This window comes from Paenibacillus sepulcri (assembly GCF_042647105.1).
GTDB lineage: Bacteria > Bacillota > Bacilli > Paenibacillales > Paenibacillaceae > Paenibacillus_Z > Paenibacillus_Z sepulcri.
Map to the genome: position 1 here is coordinate 768849 of NZ_JBHRUP010000001.1, position 24514 is coordinate 793362.

Sequence of the window (24514 nt, forward strand, 5' to 3'; positions counted from 1 at the left end):
AGAAAAAACAAAAAACAGACGATGAATCCGCCTGTTTTCCTCATGAAATAGTTGCAAAGTATAGCCATTTTCAACCTTTCTTATATGTTGAAACAATGGCTTCCTCTGCTAGCGCAGCAGCGCCGGATCGATTTCCGGAACCAGTCCTTCCTTTGCCGCTCTGCCGAGCAAAGCCGTAACGGCCGCATATCCATCCTCGCCAAGATTGGCCGTAAATTCATTCACATACAAGTCGATATGCGCCTGGGCAACCTCGGGAGACATCTCCTGTGCATGCTCAAGCACATATTCCTGCGAAGCATCGGGATGCGCCCAGGCATATTCGACAGAGGCGCGAATCCAGCCGGCGATGGCATTCAGATCCATTGAACGCCGGGCAATGATAGCGCCGAGCGGGATCGGCAGCCCCGTATCCGCTTCCCACCAGCTGCCAAGATCGGTTTGCAGAGTGAGGCCATAGGAGGGATACGTAAAGCGGGCTTCGTGTATGACCAGACCGGCATCGATCAAGCCATCCCGCACAGCGGGCATAATTTCATGGAAAGGCATGACGACAATCTCGCCGACGCCCCCCGGAATATTCTGGGCTGCCCATAGGCGGAACAGGAGATAGGCCGTTGATCGCTCGCTGGGCACAGCTACGCGCTTGCCGCTCAGCGATGCCGGATCACTCGCGCTGCCATCACCGCCAGCGGTAAGAACCAGCGGCCCGCAGCCTCTGCCGAGCGCTCCTCCGCAGGGCAGCAGCGCATAGTCGGACAGCAGCCACGGCAGAGCTGCATAGGATACCTTCATGACCTCGGGCCCGCTGACCTTGGCAGCAAGATTATTGGTTATGTCAATATCCGCATAGGTTACATTCAACTCAGGCGCATCCGGCAGGAGGCCGTGCTCCCATGCATGAAAAACAAAGGTATCATTGGGACATGGTGAAAAAGCAATATTCATTGTAACACCTCCGTTAAAATTGAGCTTGCAGCTTCCAGCGCTTTGAGCGCGTCCCCGATCCGCCAGGCGTCACGGTCGCGGGGGCCGACAATATTGGAGATTGCCCGGATTTCCAGCACCGGTACGCCATGCTGATATGCGGCAGCTGCAATGCCATAGCCTTCCATGGCCTCAGCTGCGGCACCGGGTACACGCTCGGCCAGCAAAGCGGCTGTCTCCGCTGTCCCGGTAACGGTGGATAAGGTCAGCACCGGACCGGTCTGAACGCTGACACCCGCCGCGCGGATTGCTTCCGTCAAGGCAGCCAAATGGCCGGAATTCACCTGAAACCGCGAGCTGCCGAAGCCAAGCTCGTCCACGCTGAGGAAGCCATCCGGCGTCTCGGCCCCCAGGTCGGCTGCGATAATCTCGCTGGCCATGACAATCGTGCCGATCTCCGCCTTATCCTTGAAGCCTCCGGCAATGCCTGCGCAAATAATTAAATCATAACGGGATAATGCCAGGGCGCCTGCCGTGCTGGCTGCCGCAGCGGCCACGCCGACTCCGCCAACAAGAACTTCGAACCGTTCTGCTCCTGTACCGCCGAGTCCCCGCAGTACGGCATCTCTCTCCGCGTTCACAGATGTTACAATAAGCACGCGCAAGCCTTGGCTTGTCTGTGCGGGCGGTTTCTGACTGTTTTCCATATCCTGTTTCTCTGTCATCGTCTAAATCCCTCCATTAGGAATTTTACACGATTTCCGAAGCCTATACCAATAAAAGACGCTGTCAATCCCATGCAGCGTTGCCGCAGATCAGCCGACTGCCAAGCCGCCAGGCGCGATAGGATCACCCAACAGCAGGCGTGAAAATCCTGTGTCAGCTCCGCGGCGCCCATAAAATGACCGAAACGCCAACGAGGCAAATAAGCGCTCCGACCCAATCATACAGATCGGGCGTTTTCTTATCGACTGCCCATCCCCAAAGCACCGCCAGCACCACAAATACGCCGCCATATGCGGCATATACGCGGCCAAAGCTGGGGAACTGCTGCAATGTCGGGATAATGCCGTATACGAGGAGAATCAATCCCCCGACAATGCCAAACCATAGAGGCCTGGATTCACGCAGCCACAGCCATACGAGGTACCCGCCTCCGATTTCGGCCAGACCCGCCAGAACGAATAAACCGATTGCCATGCCGATCGCGTCCCTTTCTCTAGCATATATTAAGAAGAAACGGCTTGGCGAGTAAGTTTCTTCCCTCATACTTTATAGAAATATATAGGCGTGAGACTTATATTTTCTATAAAAAAGTAGAAAAAACACTTATCAACCGATTACAAATGAGGTTTCTTCTGTCCCCACGCATGCATCTTCATAAACGACTAACCTACCAACAATCCTAATGCGCGCATCCTCGTTTGACAAGCTGTTCTTCACGAGGCCGGAGCAAGCTGCAAGAGAATCGTTAGCAGGAGTGCAGAAGCGCAGAAAAGCCGGCCTTCCTCTCCTTAGAGAGGAACACCGGCCTCAGCTTGCTGTATTTCATGAAGAGATCAGCCATTACTTCATCATATGATTGCGCCATCCGCCGGAAGCCGTGATGTCTTCCGCGCCGGACAAGGCATACCCTTCGCAGACAAAGCCGGGAACCTCCGTCCCGTCCTCCAGCTCGACCTTGCCGATCCCAAGGGGTGCGGGAATGGACGCCGCGAAGGAGCCGAATGCGGCAAGCGGCATCTCCCACACCTCCAGCAGAACGGCGGAACCGCCGTCATTCACTTTGATCATGCCCGGTTTGGCAGGAGCTGTCGGCAGCTTGACCAGCTTATATTTCGCTGCGCTTGCCGTCTCGCGCACGAATCGCGCACCGCATGCGCGCATCTGCTTCTCCAGCGGAAACCCCCGCATATGCAGGCCGCAAACCGCCACCAGCGTGGCTGCTTCCTCCATGGCAGCGGCAGCTTCCGGAGCTGCGGAATGATCAACTGCAGCATGCCCGGCGGCCGTCTCAACGAACCACTCCGCAGCTTCGCAAATCATCCCCTCTTCCCCCGAGAGGCCAAACAATGTAATGCCGAAGGGAAGCCCGGCGGCTGCGTCACATGAAGGAACTGCCACTGCCGACAAATCCAGCAGATTGCAGTGATTCGTATAACGTCCCATATCGCTGTTGGTGCTGACGGGATTTTCTCTGACCTGATCGCGCGTCCAGGTTCCGCCGCATGTCGGCATTACGAGAACGGCGTCCTTCAGCAGCCCGCCGGCTGCAAGCTTCAGGCGCTGCAGCTTGTGCATAGCCTGGAATACGGATGCCGCCGTGTAACGGGTTGCTGCTCCGGTACGCAGTACCTGAGCGGTTACCGGAAATATGGCGTCCGGATATTCTTCGACGAACCCGCCCAGGCTCGCCCAGCGCTCCGCCACCAAAGGGCCGCCATACAGGATTTCAGCAGCTTCCGCGAACAAGTCCGTGTCTATATAGTCAACAGGAATCTTAAGCTTCTCCAATGCCATGACGGAAGCTTCCCAGGCCTGCCTGTAGTCCTCCGCATAAGGTCCGAAGAATTCGAGCGGCCCGCGCGGCAGGTAAATAAGGGCAGGCTGGCGGGCCTTGGGATGAGGCACCCTTCTGGACCACGGGTCTGTGACATCCACGCCGCGCGCAATGGAATCTACGGATAATGCGTCGGCCAGACTATGCGTGAACACCGTGATGCAATCCAGGCTTGCGCAGGCGGGTACAAGACCCTTGGTCGGCCATGCGCCGAGGCTCGGTTTGAAGCCGACCAGGCGGTTGAGCGCTGCCGGCACCCGCCCAGAGCCTGCGGTATCGGTACCGAGGGCGAATGCCGCTTGCCCGCAGGCAACAGCCACGGCGGAACCAGAGCTGGAGCCGCCGCTGATCAGATCTTCCCGCAGGGAATTACGGGTTTCGCCGTATGGGCTTCTGGTTCCGACGAGTCCCGTCGCGAACTGGTCCAGATTCGTTTTGCCCAGCGGAATGGCGCCCGCAGCCGTGAGCCGCGCAACGACCTCCGCGCTGTCATCCGGCGTATAGGCATATTCCGCGCATCCTGCCGTAGTCGGTATGCCGGCCAGGTCAATATTATCCTTGATGGCAAAAGGGATGCCCCACAGCGGCGAGCTGGCCGGATCAAGCGAATCCAATTTCGCCAGATAAGGCTCTATATGCTCAATCGCCGGAGGAGTGATCCAGATATTCATTTCTTTGTCCCTGTCTGCACGCTTTAAAATTTCTGCGATTACCTGCCTCGGCGTCGCTTCCTTGCTGGCATACATCCGCCGCAGCCCGCTTATCGTGAGCTCCCGGGGAAGCTGGAAGGGTTTCATACTGCGGTCACCACGCTTTCGCTTTCATTGGTAATCCCTACAATCAGCTGTCCTGTAAACACTTCATCGCCCGGCTTCACCAATACGGCAGCGACAATGCCGTCGCATGGCGCCAGCTGGGAGAATTCCATCTTCATGCTTTCTTCGATGATCAGCACATCGCCTTTCCGGACTGCCTGACCGGGAGTGACGAGCACCTTCCACACGCTGCCGGGCATGGAACAGCGAACAGCCGTAGTGCCCGGCGGAAGTTCGTCCTCCGGCGCATTCTTCGCTGACGACTCATGCTCCGAGATATATTCAGAGAGCCCAAGCTCTCTCCAGCTTTCCCGTTCCGCATGAAAAGCCGTCTGCTGCTGCTTGCGGAAAGTATCCGTGCTCTCGCTGATGGAGTCCAGAAATTGCAAATATTCGTTCAGATCAAAGGTCGTCTCCGTGATATCGGCTTCGAACCTGCCGCGGGAGAAATCCTCCCGCAGTTGAAGCAGCTCCTCCGCCTCTACCGGATAGAACTGGATCTGATCAAAAAATCGCAGCAGCCAGGGCTTCCCGGGCTGAAAGCTCGCGTTCTGCCGGTTCAAATTCCACATCTGGATCGTGCGGCCGACGAATTGATAGCCTCCTGGCCCCTCCATGCCGTAGACACACATATAAGCTCCGCCAATACCGACCGCGTTCTCCGGCGTCCATGTGCGGGCCGGATTATATTTGGTCGTAACCAGACGGTGCCGGGGGTCCACAGGCGTCGCCACAGGCGCGCCCAGATAGACATCACCCAGACCCAGCACCAGATAGTTCGCGTCGAAGACGACTCTCTTCACTTCATCGATGGATGTAAGACCATTCACACGCCTGATAAATTCCAGGTTGCTTGGACACCAGGGAGCGTCCGGCCTGACATTCTGCTGGTAGCGTTCAATGGCCAGCCGGGTCGCCGGATCATCCCAGGAAAGCGGGAGTCTGACGATCCGCGAAGGAACGCGAATGGAAGCAAGCGGCGGCAGCAGGCTGTCCAGCTCCAGAATGATCCGGCAGGCTTCCTGCACCGTTATCCGCTTGGAATCGATATGAACCTGCAGAGAGCGGATGCCCGGCGTCAGATCCAGCACCGGAATGTCATCCCGCTCCTGGATCGCCTGCATCAGGGCATGCGCCTGAAACCTCAGCAGCAGATCAAGCTCCATGCTGCCGTACTCCACCAGCACATTCTCATCGCCGCTGCAGCGGATCGTGATCGGAAAGCGGCGGTTCCCCTTCTCCTGCACCAGCAGTGGATAGTCCGCAGACAGCCCCTCAACCTGGAGCGGAAGCTCTGCCGGGACAAGCTTCTCCCGGCTGCCGCTGCCGATAAACCCGAGATTCCGGTCCTGCAGCCTCCGCAGCTCATCAGCCTGCTCCAGCGTAAGCAGCCGGAAGCGGACCCGGTCGCCCGGATGAAGCTGGCCAATCTTCCAGAACTCGGCTGAGGCCGTCGTCACCGGGCAGACGAAGCCCCCAAGACTGGGACCGTCCGGCCCCAAGAGAATCGGCATATCCCCGGTCAAATCCAGAGTTCCGACGGCATAGGCATTATCATGAATATTGGATGGATGCAGCCCTGCTTCACCGCCGTCCTCCCTTGCCCACAATGGCGCAGGTCCGCTCAGACGGACGCCGGTCCTCGAGCTGTTGAAATGCACCTCGTAACTTGTAGCGGCAAGCTCCTGCAAATAATCGGGCTGCAAATACTCCTCCGTACAATGCGGCCCGGGTATAACCCCGATCGTCCATTCCCGTGTCATTTGCGGGCGGCGGCTCTCTGCCAGCTCAACCCGGTTGACAGGGGCATCCGCTGCCTGCCTGACTGCCAGCACATCGCCGGTGCGCAGCGCCCTGCCGCCATGACCGCCGAAACCGCCAAGCGTGAAGGTGGAAGAGCTGCCAAGGATGCGGGGCATATCGAAGCCGCCTGAGACAAGCAAGTATCCGCGCATGCCAACGGCTGCTTCACCGAAGCTGAGCACCTGGCCCCGCTCGGCATATACCGGTTGGTACAAGGGAAGAGGCTCTTCATCAAGATGCGCATCCATGTCGGCGCCGGTCACACAAAACCACATGCCGCCGCGGAAACGGTACGATCCTCCGCGCAGCGTCAGCTCAAGGCCGGATGCGTCGTCCGGATTGCCAAGCAGCTTGTTGCCGGTCCGGAAAGCCAGTGGGTCCATAGGACCGCATGGCGGCACGCCCACATCCCAGTGCCCGACCCTGCCCGGCCAGTCCTGAACGGTCGTCTGTATGCCGCCATCCAGAACCTCAACCGCGCGCTCGGACGGCTGGAAGCCATTTAACAATTGGGTATATACATGGCCATCCCGCACTTCCTCTTCTTTCAGCAGCTCCTGCACATAAAACAAATTAGTCGTTATGCCGTAAATCCGGGTCTCATCCAGCGCACGGATCAGGTTGTCAATCGCTTCCTCCCTGTCTCTTCCAGTAACGATGATCTTGGCGAGCATGGGATCATAAAGGGTCGTAACCGTCATACCGTCCCGGAGCCAGGTTTCGATGCGGGCATTCTCCGTGAACACGGCCTTATCCAGCTTGCCGGCGCTCGGACGAAAATCCTGCAAGCAATCCTCGGCGTAAATACGCGCCTGAATGCTGTGTCCCACCGGCCCCCGGACCAGCGAATGGATTTCCTTCAGCTCATCCGCCGATTCCCGGACCATCCATTCCACCAGATCGATGCCCAGCACCTCCTCGGTAACGCCGTGCTCGACCTGCAGACGGGTATTCACCTCCAAAAAATAGAAGGCAAGAGATTCCGGATCATAAAGATATTCCACGGTGCCTGCGCTGCGGTATCCGGTCTCGGCCGCCAGACGCTTCGCCGAAGCGAACATTTCCTCACGCACATGCTCCGGCAGATGAGGTGCGGGGCTTTCCTCGACGACCTTCTGATTTCTGCGCTGGATAGAACAGTCGCGCTCACCGAGCGCTGCTACCTCGCCAAAGCGGTTGCCGAAGATTTGCACCTCCACGTGACGGGCCCGGGCTATATATTTCTCCAGAAAAATACCGCCGTTCTTGAAATTCGTCTCGGCCAGATGGCGCACGCCGTCATAAGCGGAGCGCAGTGCATTCTCATCCGCACAAACGCGCATCCCGATGCCGCCCCCGCCCGCGGTGCTTTTCAAAATAACGGGATACCCGATGCGGGACGCTTCCCGGACCGCTTCCTCCAGCTCCTGGATAAGCGGGGTTCCCGGCAGCAGAGGAACCTCGGAGCGCTCTGCAAGCTCCCGGGCGGAATGCTTCAGTCCGAACATCTCCATCTGTTCGGGGGTAGGACCGATAAACACGATCCCGCGCTCGCGGCAGGAGCGGGCGAATTCAGCGTTCTCACTGAGGAAACCGTAGCCGGGATGAATCGCCTCTGCGCCGGTTTCGATAGCGGTTTGGAGAATAAGCTCCGCATTCAGATAGCTCTCTTTGGCTGGCCCGCTTCCAATACAAACCGCTTCATCCGCGAATTCGACATGCAGGCTGTCCTGATCGGCTTGCGTATATACAGCAACGGAGCTAATTCCCATCTTGCGCAGCGTTCGTTCAATACGGACTGCGATGGCTCCCCGGTTGGCGATTAATATTTTCTTGAACATACTGTCCACTCCTCAATGTCATCTCTGTTTACTGTAATCCGCTGTCCCAGATCAAGAGCTGAATCGGCGTCGGATTATAGGCATTGCAGGGGTTATTCAACTGTGGACAGTTGCTGATGAGCGCCATTGTTCGGCACAGCGATATCAGTTCCACATAACAGCCGGGCGCCGAGACCCCATCGGCGAATTCCAGCCCCCCGTCAGGCGTTACCGGCACGTTCATGAAGAAATTGATGTTGGGGGCAAGGTCCCTCTTCGAGTAGGAGGCTCCGCCATGCCGGGAAAGCTGCAGCATAAACGTGTCGCGGCAGTTGTGCATCGGCAGCTTGTCGTGGGCGTAACGGACAGTATTGCTCTGCGCCGAGCAGGACCCGCCCAGCGTATCGTGCCGCCCGCAGGTGTCCGCCACGATGGACAGCAGCTCCTTGCCGGACTCGGAACGCAGGATAGATCCCGTTGTGAGATAGATGTTGCCTTGTCCTGCTATAGTAGCGACAGCGCTGTAGTGGTCCTCCGGGTTATCTGCATCATAGAACAGCGTATCTGCAGCCTGGTTGCCCTCCAGATCGACAATCCGCAGCACCTGTCCAGGGAGCAGCTCATGCATCCAGCCCTCACCTGCGGGTATAATTTGACTATAAATGGCATCTTCAGCAAGAAGCGTGCTTTCTGCGCGGTTAAAACCAGTCATAAGATTTCCTCCTCCATGAATGTGGATCTTTAATCTGTTCAAGCTTATGTGGAAAGAACGTAATAGTCCCAGGTATTCTCGAATGCGCGGCGGTTCTCCGGCCGGAAGTTCAGGCAGTAATCATCGGCTTCAAGCGGACTGGCCGCTCTGACATTAATTTCAACCGGTACGGATGGATAGACGGCGGCAGGATCAAGCGGATGCGGCGTGTTGGACAAGAGCAGCAGGACATCCATCTCGGTGCGGAGCGTGACGCTCGCCCCCGCCGCGCAATGACCGGAGCTGAAGTGCATATCGCCGTTCGCGTCGCAGATTACCTTCGAGAACAGATTCACGACAGGCACAAGATCCCTCGTGCCCAATCCGTTCCTTAGCAGCTCGACTGCAAAATTCTCCTGCCCGCTGCGCAGCCAGTCATTTCGCAGCTCCTGATAGGTGGTGACTCCATATTTCATATCCGTATGCTGGCGTGTGGTGTAACCGCTGATGGGATCATGCCATCCCAGTTCGTCCTCAACCAGACTTGCCATGGCGAGTCCATTGTCGCTCATCAGCACATGTCCTTTGCTTAAATGCGAGGTATGCTGCGCTTTGAGGGTATCGGACATATTGTAGCGCTCGGTCAGGTCTCTGGCGTTGTACAGCAGCATGGATAGATTGGCGCCTCCGCCCAAGGCAGTCAGCTGGATCAGCTTGCCCTTGCCTATCACGGCCGACCACTTTCCCCCGGCAGGCAGGGTCTTGCTCCATTGTTTGTCCATGTGTGATTTCCTCCCATATTCATCCTGTTATCCGGTTGAAAGCCCCGGATTTACAACAAAAAAGCCTGGGAGATCAATCTCCCAGGCTTTTATCCTTCCGTGTTATACAAAAGAGGCAGCTGCGCTGACATCCTTTGTACACTATCTCTTGGACCAGACTTGACTAGCAGGCAGCGCCCGATAAATCGGTGAAACCCCTAATCAACGGAACCCTAGACAGTTTATCGTTCTCCATTCCGCATAGGGAGGAGAACCGATATGCAGTTGTTGAATGCTGATATCCGTATTATAGGAGGTGAAAATCGGTGTGTCAATGTTCATGTAAGGTTTTATTACATAAAGTTAAAAAGACCTTTGGCCCAAATCCAAAAAAATCCGAAAATCAATAAACATCCGATAAGCAGATACGTATCCCTCCGCTTCCAGAACTGGCTGCGGATAAAGGTCGGCTGGCGTGTTCCGATTCCCCGGCTCTCCAGGGCATCCGCCGCATGCTCGCCCAGACGGAACAGGGCAAGCATGAAAGGTATGGCAGTGTCTCTTAGCTGGCCGACAGCTCCAAGGATTGTTACCCGCGGGGCTTTGCCCCGGGCAACGGCGATACGGGAGAATCTCTCCCATTCCTCCAGCAGAATCGGCACGAAACGGAGCAGCAGCGTAATCGTCAGGATCAGGCGCTGCGCCCAGGGAGGAACACGTCCCGCCCAGGCAAATAATTGCTCCAGCGAGCGGCGAAGGCGCAGCGGCGTTATGGCAAGCGGCAGGCCAAGGCCAAGCAGCATGACAAGCCACGGACGCGCCAGCGATTGGAGCGATACCAGGAAGGCATCCGTGTTCCACCAGCCGCCGCCAGCCGTGTTCCCCGCACCCGACAATATCGAGATCATGATCATAAAGAATCCGAAGCTTATGATCGGAATGCGCCAGCGGGCCAGCGGAATACGAAATAAGATAATAGCGGTTAACACCAAGATCAATGACCATCCGGTTCCGGACCAGGATTTCTGCATAAATATGCCGCTGGAAACGAGTATATAGGACAGCCACACCGATCGGGGATCGAATAAGGGGAGCCGCGATTTTGATCTGGCAGCTGCCCCTGCTCTCGCTGCAAATGCAAACGGCAGCTGCGCTTGATCTGCTTGATCTGCTTGATCTGCATGCAGAGGCAGGCTCTCTTCCGGCAACCCTTCGCTTTCAGCGCTACCCTGCATCTTCCGGCCGAGAACCGGAAGTACGTCCGCCAGATCAGCCGGGGACCAAAGCTTGTCAACCGGCATGCCTCTTTTCCACCATTCATGTGCGATTTCAAGCCATGCAGGGATTGGCATTCCGGCTTGCGACAGCCACTCCGGATGAGCGATTATATCATTCCTGCCGCATAACCTGGGCGAACCGCTGCTGCTCATGATCAGAATATTGTCCGCGAGTGCCGCCGCCCAATCGCTTTCATGAGAAATCAGCAGAATTCCCTGGCCTGCAGCGGCCCGCTGCCTCAGCTGCTCTGCCAGCAGCTCATGTCCGGCGGCATCCAGACCGGCTGTCGGTTCATCCAGCAGCAGCCATCGGGCGGGAACGGCGAACAGGCAAGCGAGAGCCGTCCGTCTGCGCTCCCCGCCGCTCATGGCATACGGGTCCTTCTCCAGCCAAGTATGATCCCAGCCGACCGCATGAAGGGCTGCAGCTATACGGCGGCGCTCCTCCTGCTCAGACAGGTTATAGGGTTTGAGCACATAACGCAGCTCGCTCGCGACGGAACGGGCAAATAACTGCTCCTCCGGCGATTGGGATGCATATCCGTATGCAAGAAGCGCGGCTGGATTCCGTCGCCGTCTGCTCTTCCTGCCCCTAAGCCACATCCTTTCGTCTCCATAGGAAATATTCCATTCTTCCGTGAATCTCAAGCCTGCAGTCATCTCCAGCAGCCGCGTCTTCCCTGCGCCATTCGGTCCCATTACCAGCGTAATTGTTCCTTGGCCAAATTTCAGCCCTGTTCCCGGAGAACGCTGTGGATTCAGCCCGTCATTGTCATCGGTTAATCTAATCCCGTCTATCGTTAAAGGCAGCAGCTGTTCGCTCATGGACGCTTCAATACCTCCCGCCATTCTTCCGCCGTAACCGGAAGAGGTGAATGGGGATCCAGCTTGCCGAGCCGGTTCATCTCAATGGCCAGCGAAGCCAGGTACGGCAAGCGCAGCCCGCACTGCTCGCAGGGTGTTTGACCCTTGCCGCCAAGCCCGTCGCCAAGCAGGAACTGCCGCCCTGCTCCGTCATAGACGATTTTGCCTCCGGCCAAGGCCACCACGCGCGAGTAAGGATCCAGTTCATTCAGCCGTTGGGTAACCCAGACAACCGCCGTTCCGCTGCGGCATAGACGGCCAGCTACCTGCTGCACCCGTCCACGGGAGGCATCGTCCAGCATCGAAGTCGCTTCATCGAACACCAGCAGCGGCGTTTCCGCCGCGCCCGAAGCCGCGACCGCCGCGAGCTGGCGCTGTCCTCCCGACAGCTGCTCCCATGGCCAGTCCGCAATTGGCAGCAGCCCCGTCCAGGACAGAATACGTTCAGACCTGTCCGGAATTTCATCAGCCGGTACGCCCCGCCACTCCAGGGCGAAGCTGACCTCCTCCCTCGGATTCTCGCCGAACAGCTGCGCATCGGGATGCTGCATTACATAAGGCGACGGCCCGAAGCCGGCGAATCCGCGGTCCATCTCCCCATAGACGCCTTCCATCGTGAGTCCTGCCAGTAGACGGGCTAGTGTCGTCTTGCCGCTCCCGTTCACGCCGACCAGATTCAGCCACTCGCCGGGCGCCAGGAGCAGGTCGATTTGTTCCAGTCTTGCCGAGCTTCCCTCAGCCTCCGGATCTCCAGAGACCTTAATGCCCGAAAGCTTAAAATATCCATTCTTTAATTGCTCATTCACAAAATTCACTCTTCCCAAGTTGATGATCCCATGATAAAATGCGAATTGTTAACCTCGAACAAATAACAAGTTAACATATGAAAGGGGATTAAACAATGTCCACATCGAATCCAATCTCAACTGTTTCAGCATCCCAACCCGGGACGATCTACCGGATACGCGGGATCGTATTCACCGCGCTGTTCGCCGCATTATTCATTGCCTTCAGCTTTATTCAAATTCCACTCTGGTACACGGCAGTCCCCATCACGCTTCAGACACTTGCCGTTATGCTGGCTGGCGGGCTGCTCGGAGCCGTGTACGGATTCTGGAGTATCGCTCTAGTCGTGCTACTGACTGCCACCGGACTGCCGCTGCTTCATGGCAGCGGAGGCATGTCCGTGCTTCTGGGAGCCACTGGCGGTTTTATCTGGATGTTTCCATTCGCCGCTCTGCTGATCGGCTGGGTCAGCGATCTTGTGTTCCGCAGCGGCAATAAGTTAACCACCTTAAAATGGATCGCTCTTATAATCAGCATTATCGTCTTTGGCGTTCTGTTTGTCTATGCGTCGGGTGTTTTATGGTATGCGCATTTTGCCCATGTCTCCCTCGCCAAAGCCTTGGCGGCATGCTGTTACCCGTTCCTGACAGGCGATACGATCAAAACCGTCATCGCGGTCATCCTGATTCCGGTCCTGCGGCCACTTCTTCCCAGGCTGCGTGCGGCGCGGCGTTAATAAGGAACAAGAAGAAACGACTAATGCCCGTCCTCTCGCGGCTGAAGCAGGCTTCTTCCCACACAAATGCCTTTTATTGGTTAAACTGAATTTCATACTTACTGAATTTTTTAAGAAGAAACAGCTTTATCGTCTTTCGCGGCAGAGTTAGCTTCTTCCCTCAAGCCTTATAATTCTATAAAAGCAAAAAATAAACCCGGCCGCCAGGGATTTCCTTGAGGACCGGGTTCGACTTGTTGACCGGAAAGATTAGACGCTCAGCTTCCGCATGGCGGTATCTGCTCCGTCTATTTGTTGATTGATCAACAAACGCAGCGTATTTGAGAATTCCTCCGCATTAAAGACCGACCTGTCCATCGACGATACCATTATCGCTCCGCTGATTAGCATACGAAGCTGCGCAGACAACGCTTTGGCATCCTTCGCGCCGGCTTCACGGGCGATCGCCTCAATTCCATCCCACAGCTCCTGCCGGAAAGCGGCAGCCTTCCTGTTGCCGGGATGATCCTTGTCCGGAAACTCCACAGAGGTGTTCATGAGCGAACATCCCCGGTAAACCACATTCTCCGCCCGTACGACCAGACCATGGAGCAGTTCATACAGCTGTTTGACTGGATTATCCGGGTAATGGCGCTTCGCCTTGTCCATATTGTCCATATTGATACCGTGGCGATATTCCAGATAAGCGACGACAAGATCGTCCTTCGACGCAAAATTGCGGTAGAAGCTGGCTTTTGCCACGCCGGATTCCTCTATAATACGGTCAATCCCTACCGCACGCACACCCTCGCTGTAAAATAAGGCGGAAGCCGTCCGCAGGATGCGCTCCTTGGCAGATTCTTTTTTTTCCATGCATTTACATCTCCATTCCCCATGCCCCAGAGACGTCCGCGGCAAATTTAAATATTGACATGGTACAGATCCGTCTGTATTATTCAATTTACGGAATGAGACGGAACTGTCTCTCTCATATTATGAATAAACCTGTCTGCTGTCAACCTGGGTCATGATTCGGCCCTCGTTAAGCAAGGATACGGATATAAAGGAGCAGATCCCATGTCAACATTAGTAAAAACAGCCGCACAAACTCACCCTGCCCCGGCGAAAGAAATGCGTCCGCGGCCCCGTATTATGCTGAGCGTGATGCTGTTGTCCGTCTTTATGGCTGTCGCCAATATTTTTGTTGTCAATGTGGCTACGCCTGCCATTCAAAGCGGACTTCATTCCAGCTTTTCCGGCGTGCAGTTCGTCATAACCGGCTATACGCTGGCTTATGCTATCGCCCTGATAATTGGCGGAAGACTTGGTGACCGCTACGGACGGAAACGGATGCTAATGATTGGAGTTGCGGGGTTTACGCTCGCATCGCTGCTGTGCGGTGTCGCTTCCGGTGTCAACATGCTTATACTGGCCCGTATCATTCAGGGTCTGAGCGCCGCATTGATTTCGCCGCAGGTGCTGTCTCTGATCCAGGTCAATTATCCGGCCGAGAAACGCGCCTCCGTCTTTGGGCTGTACGGCGCCTCTCAGGGAATAGCGGCATCAAGCGGTCAATTAATCGGCGGACTTCTGCTGTATTGGAACCCGTGGGACCTGGACTGGCGTATGGTATTCTTCTTCAGCGTTCCGCTTGGCCTGATCATCCTGTCCATGATTCCCTTCATTCAGGAATCGAAGGAGCCGGTCAAGACCAGGCTTGATCTCTCCGGAGCCGTGCTTATCGCAGCCGGCTTGCTGATGCTCGTTTACCCTCTCGTTCAAGGACAAAAAGAAGGCTGGCCAGCCCTGCTGATCATCAGCCTTATTATGTCTGTACCCGTGCTTGCCGTATTCGCCTGGTTCGAGAAAAGGCTGTTGAAACACGGACGGGTGCCTTTCATGAATGTACAGCTGTTCCGTCATAAAATGTTTACGGTCGGCATGCTGATTGTCTTTATTCTGCTGTGCTCGCAGGCTGCATTTTTCCTGGTCACCGCTTATCTCCTGCAGGTGGGACTCGGTTTCAGCGCATTGAAAGCGGGATCCGTTATTCTGCCGATGGGACTCGGGTATTTTGCCGCATCCCTTATGTCTTCCAGAATTTCCGCCAGAATCGGCCCTCATGTGCTGACCATCGGCTCGGCTTTGACAGTTCTCGGCTTCCTGACCCTTGCATTGTCCGTCCATGCAACGGGAATTGGCTTCAACGGCTATAAGTGGATACCTGCGCTAGCCGTGCTTGGTATCGGACAGGGGTTCGTCGCTGCTCCGATTACGAATATCGTGCTCTCCAAAATACGTCCTGGCGATATTGGCTCCGCCTCCGGGATCCTGACGACTGGCATGCAGGTCGCCTTCGCAATCGGCATCGGCCTGATCGGCATCGTGTGGCTGAACGCGCTGGGCAGTCCCGCTGCTAATGTCAGCCCGCAGGCATTCGCACAATCGTATGCCGACGCCTATCTGCTATGTCTTTATTTGCTGGCTGGACTCACCGCTATCCTGCTCCCGCTTGTCCTTGTTCTGGCCAACCGGAGGAAATCCCAGGCAGATGGATCTGCGGCGGATTAAACATTTCAGCGAGAAGAAACGCCCGCAGCCGCCCTTCGTCGCGAAGGGGGCCGCGGGCGTTCTTTTTATATCCCGGCGCGATTCTTCTTACTTGTTCACGATTTTATTAAAGGACTGCACGGTCAGCACATAATAGATCAGATAAATAACAACATAAACAGCCATGGAAGTCATAATGGGCGTGGTCAGGCTGCCGTTGATGAGATTAATGCTGGACAAGGCTTTCAGAATCATGGAGCTGTGCAGAATGCCTATGACAAGCGGAAGCGCGAATACGAAAAAGGTCTGCTTCGCGACAGAGATCCGGATGTCTTTCCGGCTGACGCCGATTTTCCGCAAAATATCATAACGCCCCTGATCCGAACGGGCTTCGGTCAGCTGCTTGAAATAAATGATGCTGCCGGTTGCCGCCAGAAACACCAAGCCCAGAAACCCCAGGACAAATATATTCAAGGCGGCATCTTCGAGTCCATCCCGGTATACCGCATAATAGGAGGACATCTGATTCTCTTCCGTCGCAAGCCCGGTTAATTGTTCGGAAGAAGCTTTCGCTGTCTGTTGATCCTCGACCTGATACACGTGATAGATATCCGGGGGCACCTGCCCTGCTATTTCGTCAAACAACCGGTCGCTGACGACAATGGTCACATCCGGGAAAGTCCAGCGCAGCACATTGCTTTCAAGGAATTGTACGAGGGAGACATCCTTATCCGCTTGAGGGGCTTTAATCGTGACGGACCGGCCCGCATAATCGGAAGAAGTCAAATCAGTCGCATACCTTGGACGGATAGCGGCTGCCTGATTATCTGTCAGCTGAGCCCGTCCCTTCCGGCCGATTGCCCCGGAAACCTCATTGTATTTGCTTGCCGCAATCAATTTCAAAGGCGTATCATCAGGCGGGAAATTCGATGGATTATAAGCCAGCGCTGCTGTATTCGCCTTTAGCCTTATAACCGGAATGGCAAAATTCTTCGTGACCGGATGCTCCGTATCCGCCGCCAGAATTTGCTCTACCTGCTTATCCAGCGCGCCCCCATCCGAGATATAGCTGTAGCTGAAGGGAGCGGCATCATCCGCATTGTTCTCATTGCTGTAGTACATGCTGTAGCCCACGCCCACCGCGCTCAAGGTGATCGCACTGAGCAGGGCGATCATAGTCAGCGTACGCGTATTTCCCTTGATGCGGAACAGCAGCTGGGAGGTGGCGATAACGTTCATCCCGCGATAGTAACGCGACTTGTTGCTTTGCGATGCGCGCAGCAGCCAGACGATGGCCGAGTGGAACAGGAAATAGGTTCCGGCAATGAGCGCCACAATGAACAACAACATATTCCTTCCCATTTGTTCATTGGTCGTCATCGGCTGGAACACAAGCCAGTAGCTGAAGGCAAGCAGCAGAACGGCAAGGGACGCCACCATTACCGAGGCTTTGGGCGCTTGATCGCCTTCTTTTTCGGCCTGAAATAATTCAATCAGCTTAAAGCGGTAAATCAGGCGATATGCCTGAACCGATGTAAACAGAATCAGCACCGCAAATACGATGACCGTATTCAGAATCGCCTGCAGGGAGATACTGAAGCTTACATTGATGGCTGAATCCAGCAGCTTCAGGAAAATCATCGTAAACAATTTGGACAATAATGTCCCGAACACGACGCCAATCGCCACACCGACTGCTCCCATGATGAGGTTCTCGTAAAACAGCATTTTGCCGATTGTCCGTTTCCTCATGCCAAGGAGCGAATACAGCCCTACCTCCTTTTTTCTTTTTCTCGTGAAGAAGGAATTCGAATACCAGATAAATACAGCTACGAACAGAATCAATACAATGGATGCCCCCATAAATACCGAGCTCATGACCTGAGACGACTGCATCGTTGCCTGGATTTCTTCGGAATATTGCAGGGAAACGAAGGTGTAATAAATCACAACGCTGAAGATCATGGAAACAAAATAGAGCAAATAGCTTTTAAAATTCCCGGTGACATTTTTCTTCGCGATATCAAACAACGTCACTTACGCCACCCCCGAGCACGGACAGCACATCGAGCACTTTATTGAAAAATTCCTTGCGGGTGGCAGCCTGCCCCTTCACCAGTTCCGTGAACATACGGCCGTCCTTGATGAACAGCACCCGCTTGCAGTAGCTTGCGGCAAAAGCGTCATGCGTGACCATCAGAATGGTCGACTTCGCCTGCTCATTCAAATCTCTGAGACTCTCCAGCAAATCGGTGGCCGATTTGGAATCGAGCGAGCCTGTCGGCTCATCCGCCAGAACCAGGCTCGGACTTGCTACGATCGCGCGCGATGCCGCCGTGCGCTGCTTCTGACCGCCGGATATATGATAAGGGTATTTGTCCAGCAGCTGCCTGATGCCGAACTTATCGGCGATGTCGTCCACTCTCCGCTCCAATTCCTTTACATTCATTTTGGCCAGCGCGAGCGGCAGCAGAATATTTTCTTTGACCGTCAGCGTATCGAGCAAATTAAAGTCCTGGAAGATAAAACCCAGCTTATCCCTTCGAAAAACCGACAGCTGCTCCTCGTTCATCTTCAGAATGCTGGTTCCGTCAATGACAATGTCCCCTGAAGTCGGCTGATCGATGGTGGCCAGCATGTTGAGCAGCGTCGATTTCCCCGAGCCCGACGGACCCATAATCCCGACGAATTCCCCTTCCTGTACTGTAAGATCAATGCCGTCCAATGCCGTAAACACATTTCCTTTGGTTCCGTATATTTTTTTGATTTGCTTCGCTTCCACGATGGTTCTGCTCATCTGCGGCGCCTCCATTGCTATCATTTGTCATGCTTATGGATTTATTCTACAAGATTCAAACCGCATGCGGACTTACAACATCCCCGTTTAACCTTACAAAACTGTCACATGGATTGCTTTCAAATCCGGTAAAATGGTATGTTTCATCATACAGCAGGCTTTATCCAGGGAGGTGCAGGCGTGAAAATAATGATCGTGGAGGATGACCGCGTAATTGGCGATCTGGTAGCGGAGACGCTGATCAAATGGGGCTTCGAGGTTGCCCTGGCCGATGACTTTGATCATATTCTGCAGCTGTTTGTCAAAGAAAATCCGCAGCTTGTCCTGATGGACATTAATCTGCCGGCGTTCGACGGCTTCTACTGGTGCAGTCAAATCAGGGAAATCTCGAAGGTTCCGATTCTGTTTATTTCCTCCCGGAACACGCCGATTGATATGGTTATGGCGATGAATATGGGCGGAGACGACTTTATCCAGAAGCCCTTCTTTACCGAGGTGCTGATCGCCAAAATCAATGCCCTCCTGCGCAGAACCTACTCCTATACCGAAAATGCCCTGAACGTGCTGGAGCATGACGGCATTGTCCTGCATCTGGGCGACGGAACGATCGCCGCCGGGGGACAGCGGGTAGAGCTGACCAAGACCGAACTTACCATTCTGAAGCTGCTGATGCAGCAGAAAGGTACAGTCGTCAATCGCAAAAAAATTATGCGCAGTTTATGGGAAGATGAAAGCTTCGTGGACGATAATACGCTTACGGTCAATATTACCCGGGTTCGCAAAAAACTGGCGGAGCTTGGCAAGGATTCCTTCATCGCCACCCGGAAAGGAGAGGGATATATCATCTCATGAGCTTTCTCGCCTATATGCAGGACAAGCGATATTTTCTGGGCTTCTATGTAATCATCATGCTGTTTGTCAGCTCCCTTATGCTCGTGAGCGTCGGGGAACGTCAGCCTATCTATCATAATATCATGTATGCCAATGCGGGATGCTTCTTCTTCATGGCGCTGTACATCGTGATCGGCTACTTTTACCGCAGAGCCTTCTTCCTGGAGCTGAAAGCGCTGACTGGCAGCGATTCGGAGCAGGCGATTGCAACCCTCTCCGAACCGCAAAATCATCAGCAGGCGCTTTACCTTGAGCTGGTAAAGACGCTCTATGAGGCCCATTCCCGGCAGCTGCAGCGCTCGGTCGACGAGCAGCGGGATCATCAGGATTTTATTATGTCCTGGATTCATGAGGTCAAGCTGCCGATCGCGGCAAGCCGCCTGCTGATGGATAACAGTTCAGGCAAATCGGTCGATTATCTGGTTGACAAGCTGGAGGATGAATTGGCTGAAATCGACAATTATGTGGAGCAGGCGCTTTATTACTCCCGGATCGATTCCTTCTCCAGGGATTATTTCATCACAGAGGTTCAACTGGGTCAAAGGGTTAAAGAAAGCGTGAAAAAATATGCCAAGCTGTTCATCAACAAGGACATCGGCCTGCAAATGAACGATGTGCAGCAGTTTGTACAAAGCGACAGCAAATGGCTTGTTTTTATCATCGACCAGATCACCTCCAATGCCCTGAAATATACGCCGGAGGGCGGCAGCATTGTCTTCGGCTTCGAGGAGGACGCCAAAGAGAAGCGGCTGTTGATCAAGGATACGGGAATCGGCATCAAAACGGAGGATATCCACCGCGTGTTTGAGAAAGGCTTTACGGGAGCAAACGGAAGAAGCCATGCCAAATCGACGGGAATGGGACTGTATCTTGCCAGGCAGATGGCTCTCAAGCTGGGACATGATCTGTCCATTCAATCGGAAGAAGGCATATCGACAACAGTGACCATTCATTTTCCCAAATTGAGCCATTATTATCGGATGCAATAAGAAGAAGCCTGCGGCTGTCGCAGGCTTCTGATCGTTAATATACAGGCTCGCCGCCAAATGACGGCAACTGCTTCTTCAATATGCGGATTTATTTGTAGAATGCAAAAGACTCGAAGTTAATCTCATGGATCACAAGCCGCGGATCCATCTGCAGAACGAACAGCAGCACCTCCGCCACATCCTCGGCTGTCATGAATTTCTCCCTCGGGACCTGGCGCGTTCCCCAGAAGCCGGTATCCGTCGCCCCCGGATTCAGGGTCGTGACACGAATATTCCGCTCGATCAGCTGCAGGGAGAGCCCCTGCGAGAACATATTGACCGCTGCCTTGGCCGTGCAGTACAGGGGAGCATTGGCATTCGCGCGTTTGGCCGCCATTGATCCGACATTGACGATCAATCCCCCCGCTTCCTGATCCACGCAGGGAATAAAATGCTTCGAGCAAAGAAAGATACCCCTCAAATTGACATCCATCGACTGTTCATACTGCTGGATCGTCATCTCCGAGATGGCTGAGGGTATACTGAGGCCGGCCAAATTGAGCAGGGCATCGCATTGTCCAAACGCCGCGGCCGCATGCCCGAAGAATGCCTCTACCTCCTGCTCGTTTGTCACATCCACTTTCTTGTACGCCGCCTGGGCGCCGCTGCTTATCAATTCATCGGCCAGATTCTGCAAAGCCGGCTCATTCCGCGAACCGAGCACTACCCTTGCTCCCTGCGCGGCAAGCGCTCTTGCGGCCGCCTGCCCCATCCCTCCGGCAGCGCCTATGATTACGATCACTTTATCCTTCAACCGCTCATCCTGCACGTCAAACGACTCCTTTCTCTAATCATGCAAGTCCTAAAATTCGATCAATATTTTTCCGGGGACTGTCCCTTCCTTCATCGTCTGGATGGACTGCGCGAGCTCCTCCAGGGAATGAACACCGCTGATAAGCTTCTCCAAATCATAATGACCCGCCGCCTCCACACTCTCCAGAAGTCTCACGGCTTTCTGAAAATGGGAGTAGGTATACACGCGGCTGCCCACCATGGTCAATTCCTTGAAAATCCCCTGCATCACGTTAAACTGCGGAATGCTTCCGGGAAAACCGACAAAAACAACCGTCCCTCTGATTCTGCAGGCTTGCGTCGCAAGCAGGAGGCCTGCCTGGGAGCCCGAAACCTCGATGACAACGTCGAACCCTTCTCCCTCTGTCAGCAGAGCAGCCTCTGCGGCGGCATCATTCTCGATCGGGTTAATGATGTCCGTAAAGCCAAAGGACCTCACCTGATCAATTCGGATCGGGTTGATCTCCGAGAACGCGATCTGTGCGGCTCCGCCTTCACGGGCAACAAGTCCCACGATCAGTCCAATCGGCCCTGCGCCGATCACCAATACACGGTCGCCGTTCTTGACCCCGGCCCGCTGGTTGACATGAAAGCCTACCGCAAAGGGCTCGGCCATCGCTGCGATCCGGTCAGTCAATCTGTCGTTCACCTTGATGACCTTGCCTACCGGCGCTCTCAAATACTCGGCGAACCCGCCGCCTGTATGAATGCCAAGCAGCTTGAGATTTTGACATACATGCCAGTTCCCTTCTCTGCACGCACCGCAGCTGCTGCAGCTGATTAAGGGCTCAACGACAACGCGGTCTCCTATCTTAAGGTTAACGGGACTTTTTGTGTTGATCCGCTCAATCGTGCCGACGAATTCATGTCCCAGGATAACCGGAGTTTTTGCCGTAGGGTGGTGACCGCCATAAATATGAAGATCCGTGCCGCAAATCCCCGCATATCTCACCTTGATCAGGCATTCCTCCTCCCCGATTTCGGGAACCGGAACATCCTGAATCTCAATATTTTCCCACGCTGTCAAAACGGCCGCTTTCATCAAATTCCTCCCTTCATGAATATGCACATTCCTTAAAAGTACCCGCCTTTTTTGATCACTTCAGAGGGTGTCAATCCTTCGAGAACCATCTGCTTGATCGCTTTCTCATTCTCTTTAATATATTCTGATTTGAGCAGCACATCATAAGCGATATCCCTTGGAATCACGATTACGCCGTCGATATCGCCGAAGATAATATCCCCCGGATAGATGAATACCTGGCCAATCATGACGGGAATTTGCCAATCGATCATCCGGAAGCGGCCGAGCATGCCGTTGGAGGTGCGGTACCTGCAGAAGACGGGAAAATCCAGCTCCAGTACCTTGTTCGTATCGCGGACGCCCCCGTCAATGACAGCCCCCCTGCAGCCCCGCTTCTGCGAAGCCATCGTCATCACCTCGCCCCACTGAGCCGACTCGTCATCCCCGCTCGTATCCCAGACGACAACGGAATTATCTCCGATTTCCTCCAGCATCTTGGCGCGCTGCTCCATCTCGCTTTCAATCGTCAGATTCTTCGAACCCTTAACCGTAAAGGCGACGGCGCATACTTTCATTTCCGGCTTCAAGGGCGCAATATTGCTGGGCAGCACCTGATGCAGCAGTCCATGCTCTCTTAATACATCATTCACGGCCGCCGTAAACACCTCCTGGAAGCGATTGCACAGTTCTTTCTCCGGTATGGGAAGGGCACTCAGTTCCCTCCTGCCGCGTTTGGCTTTCAGATCGTCCAGATTCATTTGATTTCCTCCTGTTTAGAGATAGACAATAATCCTGCCGCATAATTATAATGAATACCATGATCCCAATGGGCTGGAGCGATGCGTATATGTCTGGTATCCATGTACAAGATGATTTAGATTTCAACATACGGTTCATCGAGCACATCAATGAGAAAGAGCCTGATCCGCAGTGGCGCATCGATCAGATTGTTTATCACAATACCTGCGTCATCGCATTTTGCTCCTCCGGCGAGGCCGTCTATCGTTATTTGAACCGTGAAGTTCCGGTTAAGGAAGGCGATCTGCTTTTCTTCCCCAAGGGATTGGTCCGCTCCGCAAGATCCAACCCGGACAATCCGTGGTCGTTCTATACGGTTTCCTTCGACATGGAATTTCTGAATGACAGCACATGGGATTTCTTCAAGGGGTTCAAAAATGTCATCCGCAGCCCCCATCCCTTCAAGCTGCAGTCCCTGTTCGCCGAGCTCAGCATGGTCTGGAGCGGCAGGCGAAGCGGGTTCACGATCAAATGCAAGAGCATCATGATGGATATCCTGTACCAGATCATCAAGGAACAGGATCGGGCCGAGCATGGCGGCGCCCACTACTACGCCATTGAGAAAACCGCCAACCTCATCCTGTCCAGCTACAGAGACCACTTCTCGATAGACGAGCTGGCTGCGCTAAGCGGGTTAAGCTCCTCACATTTCCGGCTGCTGTTCAAGAAAATAATCGGGATGACAGCCGTACAATACCAGAATCAGATTCGTATTTATAAAGCCAAGGATTTGCTGCTGAGCGGCGATTGCAATGTATCGGAAGCAGCAAGATCCGTCGGTTTTGAAGACATCTATTATTTTAGCAGGCTGTTCAAAAAGCTGACGGGCGCGTCCCCTTCCTACTACTTGAAGGACTAGCCTGTTGCCTCAATTGAAGTTCAATGGCTGGAATAGCAGATGGTCCGGACATTGCCATCCGGATGGCTTCTGACGACAAGCTCATCATTCTCCCCTAGCTCCAGCGAATAGCCGGTTAATCCGGCGGGCGGCTCCACATAGAACTGCCGGTCCGTCAGTGGAAGGATATGCCACTCTTTCACTGCCTCCGTATCGTCTCTGGCAGCGGCATATACATGGATGTGCTCCGTTTGGCAGGAATCGCCTGTAAAGCGAAACGTGGATGCGTTCATTTCCACCGGCCCGCTGTATGGCGTATCTCCTATCCAAAGACTGCTCCGGCTGGCTTCCCCTCCGGATGCGGCGCTAACCTGAAAGAACTTCATTCCCGCTGCGTTCCGCCTCAGAACAAGCTTTGTTTCAGCCGCCGCCTTGACCTTCATCCGGTTGTCGTCATCGTTAAGCATGAATGAACTGACGACCCTGACCGGCCTCTCCGCCTTCAAGCGGTCTATAATAAACAGAGTATGTGACATCGCAGTAATCCAGATCCGCTCCGCTTTAATGATCGGGTACCCGTACAGCTCCGCCGCGTCCGAACGGATTACCTCAATACCGTCCCGCTCTGTGACCATACGCGCCGGTTTAAGCGGCAATACAGCTCCTGCCTTCTTCAATGCTTCCTCCACGGGAAGCTGCCTGATTCCATCCTCATCTGCCGCTTCAAAGCTCCATGTACCGGTATTCAACTCATGCTCATCTCTAAAAAAACGCTCCTGCAGATGTGGCAGCATCCTC

General features: G+C 54.5%; 21 protein-coding genes and 1 riboswitch. Of the genes, 5 read left to right on the top strand and 16 right to left on the bottom strand.

What is annotated here, in order from left to right; genetic code table 11:
• Nucleotides 1-108: 108 nt before the first annotated feature.
• From ACFOLF_RS03385 to ACFOLF_RS03425, 9 genes are all read right to left on the bottom strand, one after another.
• The gene (locus ACFOLF_RS03385) at nucleotides 109-948 is read right to left on the bottom strand and encodes a 1,4-dihydroxy-6-naphthoate synthase (protein ID WP_210039818.1); all 840 of its coding nucleotides are present in this window, start codon (nucleotides 946-948) and stop codon (nucleotides 109-111) included.
• The gene (locus tag ACFOLF_RS03390) at nucleotides 945-1652 is read right to left on the bottom strand and encodes a futalosine hydrolase (RefSeq protein WP_210039817.1); all 708 of its coding nucleotides are present in this window, start codon (nucleotides 1650-1652) and stop codon (nucleotides 945-947) included. The genes ACFOLF_RS03385 and ACFOLF_RS03390 overlap by 4 nt, the downstream gene beginning before the upstream one ends.
• Nucleotides 1653-1806: 154 nt before the next feature.
• Complete coding sequence (locus tag ACFOLF_RS03395; RefSeq protein ID WP_210040003.1) at nucleotides 1807-2133, bottom strand: YnfA family protein; 327 nt, start codon at nucleotides 2131-2133, stop codon at nucleotides 1807-1809.
• Between the two features lie 360 nt (nucleotides 2134-2493).
• Nucleotides 2494-4284, bottom strand: a complete 1791-nt coding sequence (gene atzF, locus ACFOLF_RS03400; protein ID WP_210039816.1) for an allophanate hydrolase — start codon at nucleotides 4282-4284, stop codon at nucleotides 2494-2496.
• Complete coding sequence (gene uca / locus ACFOLF_RS03405; protein WP_210039815.1) at nucleotides 4281-7925, bottom strand: urea carboxylase; 3645 nt, start codon at nucleotides 7923-7925, stop codon at nucleotides 4281-4283. The genes atzF and uca overlap by 4 nt, the downstream gene beginning before the upstream one ends.
• A 28-nt stretch (nucleotides 7926-7953) precedes the next feature.
• On the bottom strand, nucleotides 7954-8616 hold the full coding sequence (locus tag ACFOLF_RS03410) for an urea amidolyase associated protein UAAP2 (RefSeq protein WP_210039814.1): 663 nt from the start codon (nucleotides 8614-8616) through the stop codon (nucleotides 7954-7956).
• Between the two features lie 44 nt (nucleotides 8617-8660).
• On the bottom strand, nucleotides 8661-9377 hold the full coding sequence (locus tag ACFOLF_RS03415) for an urea amidolyase associated protein UAAP1 (RefSeq protein WP_210039813.1): 717 nt from the start codon (nucleotides 9375-9377) through the stop codon (nucleotides 8661-8663).
• A gap of 76 nt (nucleotides 9378-9453) precedes the next feature.
• A riboswitch (guanidine-I (ykkC/yxkD leader) is annotated at nucleotides 9454-9604 on the bottom strand.
• Nucleotides 9605-9709: 105 nt separating this feature from the next.
• A complete protein-coding gene (locus ACFOLF_RS03420) occupies nucleotides 9710-11458 on the bottom strand; it encodes an ATP-binding cassette domain-containing protein (protein WP_210039812.1) in 1749 nt (582 codons plus the stop codon).
• Entirely contained in the window at nucleotides 11455-12303 is an 849-nt protein-coding gene (locus ACFOLF_RS03425; RefSeq protein WP_210039811.1) for an ATP-binding cassette domain-containing protein, read from the bottom strand. The genes ACFOLF_RS03420 and ACFOLF_RS03425 overlap by 4 nt, the downstream gene beginning before the upstream one ends.
• Nucleotides 12304-12398: 95 nt before the next feature.
• On the opposite strand from ACFOLF_RS03425, the gene ACFOLF_RS03430 reads away from it, so the two are divergent.
• Nucleotides 12399-13019 carry a biotin transporter BioY gene (locus ACFOLF_RS03430; protein WP_210039810.1) on the top strand — a complete coding sequence of 207 codons (621 nt, stop codon included), beginning with the start codon at nucleotides 12399-12401 and terminating at the stop codon, nucleotides 13017-13019.
• A 249-nt stretch (nucleotides 13020-13268) separates the two neighbouring features.
• Here the strand turns inward: ACFOLF_RS03430 and ACFOLF_RS03435 are convergent, their stop codons facing one another.
• Nucleotides 13269-13871, bottom strand: a complete 603-nt coding sequence (locus ACFOLF_RS03435; RefSeq protein ID WP_210039809.1) for a TetR/AcrR family transcriptional regulator — start codon at nucleotides 13869-13871, stop codon at nucleotides 13269-13271.
• 204 nt (nucleotides 13872-14075) lie between these two features.
• Between ACFOLF_RS03435 and ACFOLF_RS03440 the strand changes: the two genes are divergently transcribed.
• Nucleotides 14076-15569: an MFS transporter gene (locus ACFOLF_RS03440; RefSeq protein WP_210039808.1), complete on the top strand. Its 1494-nt coding sequence runs from the start codon at nucleotides 14076-14078 to the stop codon at nucleotides 15567-15569.
• 87 nt (nucleotides 15570-15656) lie between these two features.
• Here ACFOLF_RS03440 and ACFOLF_RS03445 read toward each other — a convergent pair whose 3' ends face one another.
• Complete coding sequence (locus ACFOLF_RS03445) at nucleotides 15657-17585, bottom strand: FtsX-like permease family protein (RefSeq protein ID WP_210039807.1); 1929 nt, start codon at nucleotides 17583-17585, stop codon at nucleotides 15657-15659.
• The gene (locus ACFOLF_RS03450) at nucleotides 17572-18345 is read right to left on the bottom strand and encodes an ABC transporter ATP-binding protein (protein WP_210039806.1); all 774 of its coding nucleotides are present in this window, start codon (nucleotides 18343-18345) and stop codon (nucleotides 17572-17574) included. Before ACFOLF_RS03450 ends, ACFOLF_RS03445 begins: the two co-directional genes overlap by 14 nt.
• Nucleotides 18346-18525: 180 nt before the next feature.
• Here ACFOLF_RS03450 and ACFOLF_RS03455 point away from each other — a divergent pair, with 180 nt between their 5' ends.
• Complete coding sequence (locus ACFOLF_RS03455; RefSeq protein WP_210039805.1) at nucleotides 18526-19197, top strand: response regulator transcription factor; 672 nt, start codon at nucleotides 18526-18528, stop codon at nucleotides 19195-19197.
• Nucleotides 19194-20225: a sensor histidine kinase gene (locus tag ACFOLF_RS03460; protein ID WP_210039804.1), complete on the top strand. Its 1032-nt coding sequence runs from the start codon at nucleotides 19194-19196 to the stop codon at nucleotides 20223-20225. The genes ACFOLF_RS03455 and ACFOLF_RS03460 overlap by 4 nt, the downstream gene beginning before the upstream one ends.
• Before the next feature lie 88 nt (nucleotides 20226-20313).
• Here ACFOLF_RS03460 and ACFOLF_RS03465 read toward each other — a convergent pair whose 3' ends face one another.
• From ACFOLF_RS03465 to ACFOLF_RS03475, 3 genes are read right to left on the bottom strand one after another with little or no spacing between them, the layout of a single operon-like run.
• Nucleotides 20314-21033: an SDR family oxidoreductase gene (locus ACFOLF_RS03465; protein ID WP_210039803.1), complete on the bottom strand. Its 720-nt coding sequence runs from the start codon at nucleotides 21031-21033 to the stop codon at nucleotides 20314-20316.
• Nucleotides 21034-21066: 33 nt separating this feature from the next.
• Nucleotides 21067-22098, bottom strand: coding sequence for a zinc-dependent alcohol dehydrogenase (locus tag ACFOLF_RS03470; RefSeq protein WP_210039802.1), 1032 nt, complete (start codon nucleotides 22096-22098; stop codon nucleotides 21067-21069).
• 32 nt (nucleotides 22099-22130) lie between these two features.
• Nucleotides 22131-22838 (bottom strand): RraA family protein, encoded by a 708-nt coding sequence (locus tag ACFOLF_RS03475; RefSeq protein WP_210039801.1) that lies wholly within the window; start codon nucleotides 22836-22838, stop codon nucleotides 22131-22133.
• 89 nt (nucleotides 22839-22927) lie between these two features.
• Here ACFOLF_RS03475 and ACFOLF_RS03480 point away from each other — a divergent pair, with 89 nt between their 5' ends.
• Entirely contained in the window at nucleotides 22928-23737 is an 810-nt protein-coding gene (locus ACFOLF_RS03480) for an AraC family transcriptional regulator (protein ID WP_210039800.1), read from the top strand.
• 20 nt (nucleotides 23738-23757) lie between these two features.
• Here the strand turns inward: ACFOLF_RS03480 and ACFOLF_RS03485 are convergent, their stop codons facing one another.
• Entirely contained in the window at nucleotides 23758-24510 is a 753-nt protein-coding gene (locus tag ACFOLF_RS03485; RefSeq protein WP_210039799.1) for a hypothetical protein, read from the bottom strand.
• Between the last annotated feature and the right edge of the window lie 4 nt (nucleotides 24511-24514).